We start from the raw sequence: 13,450 nt of genomic DNA on the forward strand, positions 1-13,450 counted from the left end.
CGGGCTCAGGCAGCGGCGCAGCCTTCGGGGCAGCGGAGCGTCTCCGGGCTGGAGGCGCACCCGGCGCAGTACAGCGTCAGGGTCCGGCAGCTGGGGTTGGAGCAGTTCTCGAATTTGCTGGTGGGTGCCGAGCAGCGGGCGCACTGGCCGATCGTCTTGGCGTCCTCGCTGAACTCGAGGTGCATGCGCTTGTCGAAGACGTAGAGTGAGCCTTCCCAGAGCCCCTGGTCCTTGAAGGCCTCGCCGTAGCGGACAATGCCGCCGTCGAGCTGGTAGACCTCCTTGAAGCCGCGGTTCACCATCAGGCTGGAGAGGACCTCGCAGCGGATGCCGCCGGTGCAGTAGGTGACCACGGGCTTGTCCTTGAGGTCGTCGTACTTGCCCGAGTCGAGTTCCTTGATGAAGTCGTGCGTGGTGGCGACGTCGGGGACCACGGCGTCCTTGAACCGGCCGATTTGGGCCTCAAAGGCATTCCTGCCGTCGAAGAACACCACGTCCTCGCCGCCCTGCTTCTTGGCGTCCACCAGTTCGTGCAGTTCCTCGGGCTTGAGGTGCTTGCCTCCGCCCACCACTCCATTGGCATCGACGGTCAATTCTCCGGGCGCACCGAAGGAGACGATCTCGTCCCGCACCTTGACGCTGAGCCTGGGAAAGTCCTCTGCGCCGCCGTCGGACCACTTCACGTCGATGCCCCGGAACCCCGGGTACTCGCGGGTGGTCTTGACGTACTGTTTGACCGCGCCGATTTCCCCGCCCACCGTGGCGTTGATTCCGTCCTTGGAGATAAGGATGCGGCCGGTCAGGCCGAGCTTCTCGCAGAGGGCGCGCTGCCAAAGCCGCACGGCGTCCGGATCCGCGATAGGGGTAAAGCCGTAAAAGAGCACAATTCGGTTCAAAGCCACGTATTTAAGGGTACCGCCGGCCCGGAGCAGGGTTACCGCCGGCCCGGGAGCGGGGGCGCATCACAATTCCATAAGCACTGGGCCACCCCCTGTTGCTTGCGATCCTGCTGGAATAGTCTTCATGCCATGAGTCAGGAAACCCTGGTTGAAGACATCACTGGCCTTTTTCAGGTGTGGGTTGCGGGCTGGGCCGGATGTCGCGGCTACCGGACCTCGACGCAGGGCCGGTTCCCGGCCGTGCTCCGGGCTGATACCAGCGGTGAGTGGGAAGTTTTTGCGTCCGAACCCAGCCCCGACGAATTCGCGGCCCTCGCCGCCACGACTGCCGAGGCGCCCGCCCGCGTGCTGACCATCCTTACGCACGATCCCGCCCGGTTCACCGGCCTGGCGGCCAAGCACGGGTTGAACGTCACCTCCGATTCGCAGACGATGATGATCGTGGACATGGAGACCCAGGACGCCGAGGATCCATGGCTTTCCGACGACGACCTGAGCCTGTCCACGTTCGAGCGGGATGGCGTGCACTACGCAGAGGTCCGCTCCGGGGACGAGATCGCGGCCAGCGGAAGGGTATTCGTCGTGGGCGATACCGCGGTGTTCGACAAGATCATCACCGAGCCCGCATTCCAGCGCAGGGGCCTGGGCAGCCTCATCATGCGGGCCTTGGCGGCACAGGCCTTCGGCCACGACGTGCGCACAGGACTCCTGCTGGCGTCCACTGACGGACAGAAGCTGTACTCACACCTGGGCTGGACCACGGTGGCCCGCGTCCTGATGCTCTCGGCGTCCCATGACGGAGCGGATCTTTCGCTCAGCTGAGGGTGCCACGGCCCGGTTGTGCGTTTGGCGAACCGCTGCCCTCCGGCTTGGTGCCGGGTGGAAGAATGGTGGGGTGACCCCCCATGACTCCCTGATTCCCCTCCTGGGCCGCGGCCCGGAACCGGAACAGCTCCGTCATGTCCGCACCATCCCTGCGCGGGAGGCGGTCCACGAGCCTTGGCCTGAATGGATGCACCCGGACCTCGTTGAGGCATACGGCTCGCTCGGCATCCGGGAGCCGTACCGCCACCAGGTGGAGGCAGCCAACGCCGCCCATGAGGGGAAGCACGTGGTGGTGGCCACCGGAACCGCGTCGGGGAAATCGCTGGCGTACCAGTTGCCGGCGCTGGACGCGATCCACCGGTCGGAGTTGCGTGTGCTGGCCGACCCGGGGAAGATCCACGCCGACGGCGCCGTGACGCTGTACCTCTCCCCCACCAAGGCACTGGCGGCGGACCAGTTGAACGCCATCCGGGCTTTGAAACTCCCTACGGTCCGGGCGGAGACCTACGACGGGGATACCGATCCCGCTGCCCGCCGCTGGATCCGGGACCACGCGAACTTCATCCTGGCCAACCCAGACATGCTGCACTTCGGCATCCTCCCCAACCACGCGTGGTGGGCGTCGTTCTTCCGCCGGTTGCGCTATGTCATCGTCGATGAGGCGCACAGTTACCGTGGCGTGTTCGGCTCCCATGTGGCCAACCTGATGCGGCGGCTGCGCCGGATCTGCGCCTACTACGGGGCAGGATCGTCGTACCCGGAGCCGGTGTTCATTGCGGCATCGGCCACGGCGTCGGAGCCTGACGTCTCCTTCGCGCGCCTCATTGGCGCCCCCGTCACTGCGGTGTCCCGCGATTGCTCGCCCCACGGTGCCACCACGGTGGCACTCTGGGAACCGGCGCTGACGGACGTCCGCGGCGAGAACGGTGCCAAGGAACGACGGACGGCCGTGGCGGAGACCTCTGACCTGCTGGCCAACCTGGTGTCCGCGCAGATCCGCACCATCGCGTTCATCAAGTCACGACGTGGCGCGGAAACCATCTCCGCCATTACCAAACGGCTCCTTGACGAGGTGGATCCGGGCCTGCCGCAACGGGTGGCCGCGTACCGCTCGGGCTACCTGCCGGAGGAACGCCGGGCGGTGGAGAAGGCGTTGCGTTCCGGCCAGTTGCTGGGTGTTTCCAGTACGTCGGCCCTGGAGCTGGGGATCGACATTTCCGGCCTTGATGCGGTCCTGGTGGCCGGGTGGCCCGGGACGCGGGCCTCGCTGTTCCAGCAGATCGGCAGGGCGGGCCGCGCCGGCCAGGATGCGATTGCGGCTTTCGTGGCAAGCGATGACCCCCTGGATACCTACCTGGTGAACCATCCCGAAGCCATCTTCGACGTTTCAGTGGAAGCAACAGTCTTTGACCCGTCCAATCCCTACGTCCTGGGGCCGCATCTGTGCGCCGCTGCCGCTGAACTGCCGCTGGGACCGGCGGAGCTCGATCTCTTCGGCGATACCGCAGAGATGCTCCTGGACCGGCTGGTGGCACAGGGCTACCTCCGGCGCCGGCCGGCCGGCTGGTTCTGGACCCATTCGCAGAGTGCCGCCGCCATGGTCAACCTCCGGGCGGACGGAGGGGGACCCGTCAGCATCGTGGACGCCGAGACCGGTTCGCTCCTGGGAACCATGGACTCGCCGCAGACCCACTACCAGGCGCACACCGGGGCGGTGTACGTCCACCAGGGCGACACCTATGTGGTGGAGGACCTCAACGAAGACGACCACTGCGTCATGGTGCGGCGCGCCAACCCGGACTATTACACGACCGCGCGGGACGTGACCCAGATCGAGGTGCTGGAGACCCAGCGAACCATGCAGTGGGGTGACGTGACGGTCCACTTCGGCGACGTAAAGGTCACCACCCAGGTGGTTTCCTTCCAGCGCAAGGCACTGATTTCCAATGAGGTGCTGGGCGAGGAACCGTTGGAGCTGGGCGCACGCGACCTTTTCACCAAAGCGGTGTGGTTCGTGGTGGAGAACCGTTCCCTGACGGCGGCGGGACTGATCGAGGCACAGTTCCCGGGTGCCTTGCACGCTGCCGAACACGCGGCAATAGGGCTTCTTCCCCTGGTGGCTTCCAGCGACCGGTGGGATATCGGCGGGGTCTCAACCGCACTGCACGCCGATACCGGGGTGCCCACCATCTTTGTGTATGACGGGCACCCCGGGGGCGCCGGGTTCGCCGAACGGGGGTTCGACAAGGCCGTGGTGTGGCTGGCGGCCACGCGGGACGCCATCAAGGCCTGCGAGTGTGACACCGGCTGCCCGTCCTGTGTCCAGTCGCCCAAGTGCGGCAATAAGAACAACCCGTTGGACAAGGCCGCGGCGGTAACCCTGCTGGATGTCCTGCTCAAGGACGCCTCGGAAGCCAGCCGGGAGGTGCTGGACGCCAGGAGCTGAGCGGAACGTGCCGGTCGGAAGGACGTGCAGGGCTGAAGAACGTGGGGACTGAAGGACCTGCAGGCTGAAGGATGTGCGGCGCGGCGTGGACAGTCCCGTGCGCCGCCCCCCATGGCATCTCCTCACGGAGGTGGCCCGGCCCGTGCATGTCCCGTGGCGGCGCCCAGGAGCGACCGTTCGTTAAGCTCGGTCCGCACGTCAATCGTCTGCCCGGCACCTTCCACGCAACTGATCACTGTGGCGGCATGGCGGCCCGATACCTCTGAGGCAACCATGCAGGGTTCCCCGGTGGTGATGCCGCGGAGGGCGTCGGCCGCTGCGAGGGCTGCCAAGTCCGCGGCTGCAGCCGCCCGGCTGGCCAGCACGGCCGACTGGGCGAGCAAGAGCATGACGGCCATGGCTGTCATGACCACCAGCGCGAGCCCTGCCGCCATGACCGTTCCGGAGCCGCGCTCCCGGCCATCGTGCGCACCCGTCCAGCTGGACGAACCGCCAAGGCGACCCAGCCTGTCGGCTGGGCACTCCCTTGAGGCTGGGCGGCACGCGCGGACCTTTGCTGGGAGGCACGTTTCCATCCCCGTCACCGGTTTCCCTTTCCATCGGTCAGGCCGCTGCCGTTGCGGGTCCCGTCTGCGCCACCGGTTCCCGGCGACTCACTCCGCGTCGACGCGCGTGCGGTGAGGGTCCACGGAATGGACGCTCCCAGGGGTCCGGACACATGGTCGGTGACGGTGATGCTGAACCATTCGCCGTCGGCCGCAATGGACGCGGCCGCCGAGTCGCCGGCAAGGGTCCTGACTGTATGTTGCACGGCGCCGGGGTCTTCGCCTCGGGCCAGGGCCCGCGCCCCGGCGCGGGCTCCTTCTTCGATCCGCAGTTGCGTCATACCTGCGGCGGCTCCGGCCAGCAGCATGGCAAGCAGCGCCAGTACCGCCGGCAGCGCCACGGCGAACTCTGCTGTGACCGCGCCCCTGGCCATCCCCCTGGGCGACACATCGGCAGTGCCCGGTACATTGTGTTTGTCCGGCGCATGGGGCGGGTCCTGCGAACTGGTGTTGCCCGCTGCCTGGGGTTTGTCCGGCGAACGGGTCCTGCCCGGTGCATGGGGCGTGTCGGGTGAATCGGCAGTGCCCGGCGCATGGGAGCCGGTCACGGCAACGCCAGCGCGGTCCGGATCAGGTTCAGCAGGAAGCCGCGGACTTCATCACTGCGAAGGATGAACACGAGCAGCCCGGCGAAGCCGACAGCGGCCAGGGTGGCGATGGCATATTCCGCCGTGGCCATACCTGCCTCAGAGCCCAGCAGCCCGGCCCTGCGCCGGTTCCCATGCCGGAATGGATCCGATCCCGGGTAAAGCTCAACGACATTACCGTCTGCGGCCGCTGCGCCATGCCTGGCAGAAGCGATGGGCGCGGAAGCGTGCCCGGTACCGCCGGTGGCGAACCCTTGACCGCCGGGTGAGGTGCCGGCCGTGGCGGAGTCGGCGAGCGCAGGGGTTCCGGCGGAGCAGCGGTGGTGGTGGATGGACATGTGTTTTCCTTTCGCGGGTCTGCCGGGGTGTTTCCCGGCTGTCTCGACTCTTCCCGCCGGCGCTGCGGCCGGTAAGGGGTGGGGTGGGCTAAGTGGAAAAGCCGGGCCGCCGCCAGCTTGTGGAGGAAAGGACAGAGGCGCCGGGGTATCCGGCCGGAGGTCTAGGAACCGGATGGAACCAAGGCAAGCAGCACCGGGACGACGCCCAGGCAGATGAAGGCCGGCAGCGAGCAAAGGCCCAGCGGGACCACCAGCTTCACGCCGAGCGACGCGGCGCGTTTTTCTGCGGCACGGAATCTCTCCCGCCGAAGCCTTGCAGCCTGCGCATACAGGATCGCGGACGAGGGTGCGCCGGTCAGCGCGGCAAACCCCAGGGCATCCCGAAGCTCCAGGACCTCCGGGAGCCGTACCGCGGAGCTGCGCCACGCCGTCTCCCAGTCGGCGCCGATGGCCAACGCGGAGACCACAGGACGCAGCGAGTCCCGGTAGTGGGGAGCTGCGGAAGCGGCCACCAGTTCCAGCGAACGTCCGATTCCGGCGCCGGCATCCAGCATTGCCGCCACGAGTTCGAGCATCATGGCCGTGTCCTTGAGGCCGCGGGCACAGCGGTTTTCGGTCCGCGCAGCCGCCTGGCGGTGGTTCTCCCGCGGGGTGTCCAGGTTAAGCTGCCGCAGGCGTTGGCGTGACCGGCTGCGGCCCGAGCACGACAACCAGGCAGCCATGGCGAGGAGCAGGAACAGGGCCGGCCCGTGGCCCCATTCCGGCATCATGGCCCTGACTCCGCGGCGGCCGAAACGAGCCGGGCGGACCACACCCGGCCGGCCATGGTAAGGACTACGCCGCCTGCCAGCGCTGCCAGTCCCAGCGGAGTGCCCAGCAGCGTGGCCACCGGATCGACCCCCAAGGCTGCGCCCAGGCCGAGTCCCATCAACGGAAGCCAGGTCAGCAGGCGGACCGTGGCCTTAGGCCCGGCGAGGGCCGTCTGCCTGGCGGCGTCGGCGTCCTCCGCGGCCTCCAGCTGGGCCGCGAACCTGGTCAGCACGTCAGCGAGCGGGCATCCACTGGCTTCAGCGATATCGAGGCAGGCCGCCAGCTCGGACCATGTTCCGGCTTCACGGTCCCGGCCCGGAAATGCCGTGGGAAGCACCCGACGGATGGCCTCGGACACGGGAGCTCCGGTAGCCGCGGCTGCACGCGCTGATGCGAGGACTGTGGTTGACCCCCTCGACAGTACGGGGCCCAGGGAGCGTGCGGCGTCCTGGAGCCGCTGCTCTTGGCCGCCGGGGACGCCGTACACGGTCCACAGTTCATCCCACAGCCGGGCGGGCGTCCTTCCGCCCCTGAGCAGCGCCGCCAATTGCTGCACCACCAGGGTCAGGCCCATTCCGCGTTTACCGACAGAGTCGCGGCCGGCGCGCCGGGACCACGGCACCATCGTGCGCCTGGTGGTTCGTTGCGCACCCGGGGAATTCCGCGCCACGGAACGCAGCCTCGCCGGCGCACGCAGCGGCGGTTTGAGGAGCAGCGCGGCGGTGCAAAGGAGCGCCGCCAGGAAGAGTGTCACAGGGCTTCCCCGGAATCCAGCCCCAACCGGGCAGCCAGCGCAGGCCACGCCGGACCCGGCTTTCCGGATTCCTCGACGGCCGGCACCACGCCTAGGCCCTCGGGACCGTCGCCGAGGAGTCCCACACAGAGGACTTCCCTGCCCCGGGGCGTCCGGCCGAGGTGGATGACCACGTCCAGCGCGCTGGCAGCCTGGAGCCGCACGGCCTCCGGTCCCAATCCGGCGAGGGCCCCGAGTGCTGTGAGCCTGGCCGGCACCGCCGTTGCGGTGTTGGCATGGATGGTTCCGCCGCCACCGCTGTGGCCGGTGTTCATCGCGGTGAGGAGCTCGCGCACTTCGGGCCCCCGGCACTCGCCCACCACCAGGCGGTCCGGGCGCATGCGCAGGGCCTGCCTGACGAGTTCCCCCAGGTCCACGGCTCCCCCGCCTTCAAGGTTTCCATGACGCGATTCAAGGGCCACCACGTGCGGGTGGACCGGGTTGAGCTCGGACGCATCCTCGATCAGGACGAGGCGTTCGTCCGGCGCACACAATCCCAACAACGTGGACAGCAGCGTGGTCTTGCCGGAACCGGTGGCCCCGCTGACCAGGAAGCTTAACCTCCTGGCCACCACGGCCTCCAGCACTGCCTGCACCCGCGCGCCGAACATTCCGGCGGCCCGAAGCTCCGCCATGGTGAACACCTGCTCCCGGCGGATCCGGATGCTCAGGAGCGTCCCGGACGTGGAAACCGGCGGCAACACGGCGTGGACACGGTAGCCGCCGGCAAGCCTTACATCGACGCACGGCGAGCCGTCATCCAGGCGACGGCCACCTGCAGCCACAAGCCTGCCGGCCAGTGCCCGCACCTGGGCTTCATCGGCGAACCGGACGGAAACCCGCTCGATGCCATGTCCCCGGTCCACCCAGACAGAACCCGGCTCGTTCACGAAAATGTCCGTGACGGCCGGATCCCGGGTGAGTTCCTGAAGCGGGCCCAGGCCGTTGAGTTCGGCGCTGATCCGCTCTACTGCTGCCAGCGAACCGGCGGTACCCAGCAGCTTGCCGGTGGCCTGGACCGCCGCGGCAACCCGTGAAGGCGTCACGGCCCCTGCCTCGGCCATCATCGACTCGCGGACCGACTCCAGCAGGCCGGCGTCCACTGCCCTTCCGGTCCCTGCTGCATCCCGCGACCGCCAGGAGCGGCCTGCCTGGTTGGTTTCCAGGATCCGGGCGCTCCGCCGGGCGCCGGCGTTTCCTTGCGCCGCCCCGCTGCCCGGATCCCGCCCAATGATTCCGGGAGTTCCCTGCGGGTGCCTCATGCCACGTCCCCCGCGTACAGGTCATCGCCCAGCCAATCGAGGGCGGCGGCGGCGAAGCGCCGGATGTTGCGCCGCTTCCCCAAGTCCAGCAGGCGGCCCGCTTCCGTGGCACCTGGTACGGCGCGCAGTTCAGGGATCCTGCCATGCACCGGCAGCCCGACGGCGTCGGCGATCAGTGAACTGTCCAACGCGGCGCCCGAACGCCCGCGGACCAGCAGTGCCGCCTCGACCGGGGGAAGCTCCTGGAGCAGTCGCACGGTTGCCACCGCCGCCTTGAGTTGGGCCGGGACCACCACCATGATCCGGTCGCAGTCCCACGCCACCGTGGTCAGCGGCCCTGCACCCCGCCCCACATCGACCACCACCAGTTCGTAGCCACGGCGGGCGGCGTCGAGGACCCCGGCCATGGCAGCGGCGGGGACCGGCAGCGGTTGCTCCCGGGTGGCAGGCCACGAGAGGAAGGACAACCCTCCCGCCGCAGGCAGGGAATCCACCAGCTGCACGGGGTCGATGCTGCCCCTGGCCTCGGCGAGGTCCGGCCAGCGGAGGCCAGGATTGTCCTCCGCGGCGAGCGCAAGTTCAAGTCCCCCGCCCCAGGGATCGCCGTCAACCATCAGGACGCGCACACCGAGCCGGGCGGCTGCCTGCGCAATCCAGATGGCAGCCGTGGTGGCCCCTGCCCCGCCGCACCCGCCCGTGATGCCCAGGACCACTCCACCCGGACCCGGTGAGCGGGACCGGCTGAGGTGGTCTGCCAGCCAGGCCGCGGCGTCCGGTAGTACGGCAACGCGTTCCGCCCCCAGGGCGGCGGCGAGGTGCCAGAGGCTGTCCCCTTCACCGTCCAGGCCAACCATGACCGCCGGCGTGCGTCTGCGCGGCGGCAGTTCCCGCACATCGCTGCCCACAAGGACTGCTGCCGCGGTATCCCAGTGCCGCCCGGCTTCGACGGCATCGGGGACAACACGCAAGTGCGCCCCCGCGGCCGCCACGATGCGCTCCACCTCGGAACGCAGTACCCCGGAGGCGGTGACCAGCAATACTTCACCGGACCCATCCGGCAGCCAGGCCGCGCCTCGTACGTCCCTCCCATCGGCTGACCCAACAGTCGGGCCTGCTTCCCCGTCCGGCGGCCGCCGCGAAGGTGCCCCGGAATGTCCCGGGCCGGACCGGGGTGCGTTCAGCTGGTGCCTGCTCATGGAGCCACTCTGTCCACATCCCGACCCGTGGAGTAGGCAGGAAATCCTGTATGTGGACAACGTGCGTCGGGGCAGCTCCGCGGACAGGGCAGAATTGGAGCATGTACCTGCTGCTCGCCGCCCATTCCCGCGGCGCGGTACTCCAGCAACTGACGCAGGCGGGACATCCCGAACCGGCCAACCCGGAACCCCGGCCCGTGGCACTGACGGACCTTGCCGCCGTCGTCCGCGACCTGGAAGCCCGGCGCCCCGGCGGCCAGCCGCCCCGCTGGATTTGGCACCGGACGCAGGACTGGTATCCGGCACTGCTCAAATCCGGGGTGGAGGTGGAGCGTTGCTATGACGTCAGCCTCTGCGGCAACATCCTGGCCTTTTCGCAGTTCAGCGCGCACACGGAGTATGCCCGGAACACGGACCGGGTCCCCGTGGAGGATCCGATGCTGCCCCCGAAGGCACTGCTGCCGCCGCGTCCCCCGGCGGACCAGGGCGCATTGTTCGAAGACCCCAACGCCGGTGCCGCGCCCGGCGTGTCCCTGGAAGAGCTACGAGCCGAATACTCGGCCCAGCAGGCCGCCATGGCTGCGGTGGACACGGCGGAAAACCGCCGGAACCGGCTCCAGCTGCTGCTGGCGGCGGAGTCAGCGGGCGCCATGGTGGCTGCGGAGATGCAGCATACTGGCGTCCCCTGGCGCGAAGACCTGCACGAACACATCCTGTCAGGCCACCTGGGGCCCCGGCCCGCCGCCGGACAGCGTCCGCCCAGGCTCGAAGCGTTGGCGGCGGAACTGCGTGGCCTGCTCAACGCTCCCGGACTCAATCCGGATTCGCCGCAGGACTTGATGCGGGCCCTGCACCGCAACGGAATCGAGGTGAAGAGCACCCGGAAATGGGAGCTGAGGGAGTCCAGCCACCCGGTCATTGAGCCGCTGCTGGAGTACAAGAGCCTGTCCCGGCTGCACACGGCCAACGGTTGGTCCTGGTTGGATGCCTGGGTGGACGGCGGCCGGTTCCGGCCGGAATACGTCGTGGGTGGCGTGGTCTCGGGCCGCTGGGCTTCCCGCGGCGGCGGCGCCCTGCAGATTCCACGCCAGGTCCGCGGTGCCGTGCACGCCGATCCCGGCCACAAGCTCATCGTTGCGGACGCCTCGCAGCTCGAACCCCGGGTTCTGGCGGCCCTCGCACAGGACTCGTCCATGGCGGAAGCGGCCCGGGACCAGGACCTCTATGCCGGCATTGCCGCCAAGGGATTCGGCGGGGACCGGGCCAAGGCGAAGATGGCGCTGCTGGGCGCAATGTATGGTGCCACGTCCGGTGAAGCAGGCCGGCTGATGCCGCAGCTGGCGCGCATCTATCCCCGCGCCGTCGACTTCGTGGAGCGGGCTGCACGTGCGGGCGAAGCCGGTGGAACGGTCACTACCAGGCTGGGCCGGAGCAGCCCTCCCCCGTCCGAGCGCTGGTACCAAAGCCAGCGTTCGTCGACAGCGGAGGAGCAACGGCGGGCTGAGTCGATCGCCCGGTCACGGGGCCGTTTCACGCGGAACTTCGTGGTCCAGGGCTCGGCGGCGGACTGGGCGGCGTGCTGGCTGGCGGAATTACGACGACGGTTGCGCACCTTGCGGGCTGACGGCGCGGTGGGGAGCGGGGCCGGCCGGCCCGAGCTGGTGTTCTTCCTCCACGACGAAGTGATGGTGCACGCGCCGGCAGGGCGGGTGGAGGCGTGCATCGCCGCCATCGAGGAAGCGGCCAGCGCCGCCAGGGAACTGTTGTTTGGCCCAATACCGGTGGAGTTTCCGGTGAGCCTTGCCGTGGTGGATTCCTACGACCGTGCCAAATAGGTCGCCTGAGGTTCGGCAAAAACACGCCTTTGAGACGCAAAGTAACCTACCGGGCGGTAGCTCGACGGGTGCGGTGACGGCGGTTACAGTCAAAATGGCTGAAGCAGATCCGGTCACTGATGCAACGACGCATACCAGGGAGGTCCCCGTCCATGGCGGGAAGATTTGAAATACACCGTGTTGGGGACGAGTCCTACCGGCTGCGGCTTACAGACGCCGAAGGGAATATCGTCGCGGTTTCTCCGACTTTTCCATCCCTGACGACGCTGCGGGACGGCATCAAGGCAATGCGGGAGAATGCCGCCACGGGCATTGTCGTGGACTTGCGCCGGCAGGCCTGACGCCTAAACCGCTACCGGGTGCAGCCGGTTCCGGTCCCACGGGACGGACCAGCCGAGCTGGTCGAACAGCCCGCTGAGCACAATGCCGGTGAACCCCCATACCAGCACGCCGTTGACGGTGAAGGCCGGGCTGTCGAACGTGCGGCCTGCCCGGTGGACGGTGGCCATCACCCGGTTGTCGGGGTCCAGCAGGTCCCGGACCGGGACGCGGAACACTTGGGCTGATTCACCGTAGTCCACCACCCGGACCGGCGACGGAGCATGCCACCAGGCGAGGACCGGCGTCACCAGGAAGTTGCTGTGCGCCAGGCCCAACTCCTGGAGGGTGCCCAGGACCTCCACGCCGGCCGAGTCCAGCCCGGTTTCCTCCTCGGCCTCCCTCAGCGCAGCCGCCACGGGTGTCTCGTCCCGGTCGATGCTGCCGCCGGGGAACGCCACCTGCCCCGGGTGGGACCCCAGGGTATGGGCCCGTTCCAGGAGAAGGACGTCCAGGTCGGCCGCGGCCAACGGCTTGCCGGACGCCGCGGGGACGTCGTCGAGCACGCCGAAAAGCATGAGGACGGCGGCCCTGCGGGCGCGCTCTACATCCACGGTCAGCGCCGCCCAGCGCGGGTCCGGGGGGCCGGCGGTTCCCGATTCGGCCTGCCGGACCAGCCTGGCGAGGTCTTCGCGCGCGCTCACGGGGTCCTCACCTGGGACGCCATCCGGATCTCGGCGGCCCGGTGCTGCTCTGACAGGTACTGCTCCAGCAGGGCTTCGCTGCCGGGCGCCAGCTCATATTTCAGGAGCTTGGCGGCCTTGGCCGGGTCCGTCTCTCCCATGCCGTAGGAGGGGCACCAGTTGGCCACGGGGCAGGCACCGCAGGCCGGCTTGCGGGCGTGGCATACGCGCCGGCCGTGGAAGATGACCCGGTGGGACAGCATGGTCCAGTCCTTGCGCTCGAAGAGCCTTGCCACGTCCTGTTCGATCTGTACGGGATCCTCCGACTGCGTCCAGCCGAACCGCTTGGTGAGGCGGGCGAAGTGGGTGTCCACGGAGATACCCGGGACGCCGAAGGCGTTGCCCAGCACGACGTTGGCCGTCTTTCGTCCGACGCCGGGCAATGTGACCAGGTCCTTCATGCGGCCCGGAACCTCGCCGTCGAAGTCGTCCACAAGGCGCGTGCACAGCGCGAGGACGTTCTTGGCTTTGGCCCGGAAGAATCCGGTGGGCTTAAGGATGGTTTCCAGCTCCACCGGATCCGCTTCCGCCAGGGAACGGGCGTCAGGCCAGCGCGCGAACAACACTTTGGTGACCTGGTTGACGGTGACATCCGTGGTCTGGGCGGACAGCACGGTTGCCACGAGCAGTTCGAAGGGGTTGCGGAAATCGAGCTCCGCGTGGGCGTAGGGGTATTTTTCCGCCAGCGCCTTGTGGATGCGCCGCGCCCGCCGTTTCAGTGCCAGCAAGGATTCGGCCGGGACCACGGGCATGCCGGGAACCTGGTCTTTGTTCGCGGTTTGCCCGGCGGGGT

General features: G+C 68.6%; 14 protein-coding genes. 4 read left to right on the plus strand and 10 right to left on the minus strand.

Features of this window, described 5'->3' with window-relative positions; translation table 11 throughout:
- Nucleotides 1-5: 5 nt before the first annotated feature.
- Complete coding sequence (gene trhO / locus AC4EEV_RS07730) at nt 6-902, minus strand: oxygen-dependent tRNA uridine(34) hydroxylase TrhO (RefSeq protein WP_026264601.1); 897 nt, start codon at nt 900-902, stop codon at nt 6-8.
- A gap of 126 nt (nt 903-1,028) precedes the next feature.
- Here trhO and AC4EEV_RS07735 point away from each other — a divergent pair, with 126 nt between their 5' ends.
- Entirely contained in the window at nt 1,029-1,721 is a 693-nt protein-coding gene (locus AC4EEV_RS07735; protein ID WP_491330578.1) for a GNAT family N-acetyltransferase, read from the plus strand.
- A gap of 73 nt (nt 1,722-1,794) precedes the next feature.
- Nucleotides 1,795-4,170, plus strand: coding sequence for a DEAD/DEAH box helicase (locus AC4EEV_RS07740; protein ID WP_491330579.1), 2,376 nt, complete (start codon nt 1,795-1,797; stop codon nt 4,168-4,170).
- A 122-nt stretch (nt 4,171-4,292) separates the two neighbouring features.
- On the opposite strand, the gene AC4EEV_RS07745 is transcribed toward AC4EEV_RS07740, so the two are convergent.
- The 7 genes from AC4EEV_RS07745 to ssd form a co-directional block, all read right to left on the minus strand.
- The gene (locus AC4EEV_RS07745) at nt 4,293-4,676 is read right to left on the minus strand and encodes an Rv3654c family TadE-like protein (protein WP_109045376.1); all 384 of its coding nucleotides are present in this window, start codon (nt 4,674-4,676) and stop codon (nt 4,293-4,295) included.
- Between the two features lie 74 nt (nt 4,677-4,750).
- On the minus strand, nt 4,751-5,323 hold the full coding sequence (locus AC4EEV_RS07750) for a TadE family type IV pilus minor pilin (protein ID WP_240617739.1): 573 nt from the start codon (nt 5,321-5,323) through the stop codon (nt 4,751-4,753).
- Nucleotides 5,320-5,700 carry a DUF4244 domain-containing protein gene (locus tag AC4EEV_RS07755; RefSeq protein ID WP_018761836.1) on the minus strand — a complete coding sequence of 127 codons (381 nt, stop codon included), beginning with the start codon at nt 5,698-5,700 and terminating at the stop codon, nt 5,320-5,322. Before AC4EEV_RS07755 ends, AC4EEV_RS07750 begins: the two co-directional genes overlap by 4 nt.
- Nucleotides 5,701-5,861: 161 nt before the next feature.
- The gene (locus tag AC4EEV_RS07760) at nt 5,862-6,470 is read right to left on the minus strand and encodes a type II secretion system F family protein (RefSeq protein ID WP_018761837.1); all 609 of its coding nucleotides are present in this window, start codon (nt 6,468-6,470) and stop codon (nt 5,862-5,864) included.
- Nucleotides 6,467-7,264: a type II secretion system F family protein gene (locus AC4EEV_RS07765; protein WP_018761838.1), complete on the minus strand. Its 798-nt coding sequence runs from the start codon at nt 7,262-7,264 to the stop codon at nt 6,467-6,469. Before AC4EEV_RS07765 ends, AC4EEV_RS07760 begins: the two co-directional genes overlap by 4 nt.
- Nucleotides 7,261-8,565, minus strand: a complete 1,305-nt coding sequence (locus AC4EEV_RS07770; RefSeq protein ID WP_018761839.1) for a TadA family conjugal transfer-associated ATPase — start codon at nt 8,563-8,565, stop codon at nt 7,261-7,263. Before AC4EEV_RS07770 ends, AC4EEV_RS07765 begins: the two co-directional genes overlap by 4 nt.
- A complete protein-coding gene (gene ssd / locus AC4EEV_RS07775; RefSeq protein ID WP_491330580.1) occupies nt 8,562-9,761 on the minus strand; it encodes a septum site-determining protein Ssd in 1,200 nt (399 codons plus the stop codon). Before ssd ends, AC4EEV_RS07770 begins: the two co-directional genes overlap by 4 nt.
- A 101-nt stretch (nt 9,762-9,862) precedes the next feature.
- On the opposite strand from ssd, the gene AC4EEV_RS07780 reads away from it, so the two are divergent.
- The gene (locus tag AC4EEV_RS07780) at nt 9,863-11,596 is read left to right on the plus strand and encodes a bifunctional 3'-5' exonuclease/DNA polymerase (RefSeq protein WP_491330581.1); all 1,734 of its coding nucleotides are present in this window, start codon (nt 9,863-9,865) and stop codon (nt 11,594-11,596) included.
- Between the two features lie 152 nt (nt 11,597-11,748).
- A complete protein-coding gene (locus AC4EEV_RS07785; protein ID WP_491330582.1) occupies nt 11,749-11,937 on the plus strand; it encodes a YegP family protein in 189 nt (62 codons plus the stop codon).
- 3 nt (nt 11,938-11,940) lie between these two features.
- On the opposite strand, the gene AC4EEV_RS07790 is transcribed toward AC4EEV_RS07785, so the two are convergent.
- Complete coding sequence (locus tag AC4EEV_RS07790; RefSeq protein ID WP_109045161.1) at nt 11,941-12,618, minus strand: NUDIX hydrolase; 678 nt, start codon at nt 12,616-12,618, stop codon at nt 11,941-11,943.
- Entirely contained in the window at nt 12,615-13,409 is a 795-nt protein-coding gene (gene nth / locus AC4EEV_RS07795; RefSeq protein ID WP_491330860.1) for an endonuclease III, read from the minus strand. Before nth ends, AC4EEV_RS07790 begins: the two co-directional genes overlap by 4 nt.
- Nucleotides 13,410-13,450: the final 41 nt, after the last annotated feature.

Source organism: Pseudarthrobacter sp. MOO14 (genome assembly GCF_058267675.1).

Coding starts and splice junctions, on each gene's coding strand:
- AC4EEV_RS07760 (WP_018761837.1), bottom strand. CDS start 6,470: ATGATGCCGGAATGGGGCCACGGGCCGGCCCTGTTCCTGCTCCTCGCC.
- ssd (WP_491330580.1), bottom strand. CDS start 9,761: ATGAGCAGGCACCAGCTGAACGCACCCCGGTCCGGCCCGGGACATTCC.
- AC4EEV_RS07755 (WP_018761836.1), bottom strand. CDS start 5,700: ATGTCCATCCACCACCACCGCTGCTCCGCCGGAACCCCTGCGCTCGCC.
- AC4EEV_RS07780 (WP_491330581.1), top strand. CDS start 9,863: ATGTACCTGCTGCTCGCCGCCCATTCCCGCGGCGCGGTACTCCAGCAA.
- AC4EEV_RS07735 (WP_491330578.1), top strand. CDS start 1,029: ATGAGTCAGGAAACCCTGGTTGAAGACATCACTGGCCTTTTTCAGGTG.
- AC4EEV_RS07785 (WP_491330582.1), top strand. CDS start 11,749: ATGGCGGGAAGATTTGAAATACACCGTGTTGGGGACGAGTCCTACCGG.
- AC4EEV_RS07770 (WP_018761839.1), bottom strand. CDS start 8,565: ATGAGGCACCCGCAGGGAACTCCCGGAATCATTGGGCGGGATCCGGGC.
- nth (WP_491330860.1), bottom strand. CDS start 13,409: ATGCCCGTGGTCCCGGCCGAATCCTTGCTGGCACTGAAACGGCGGGCG.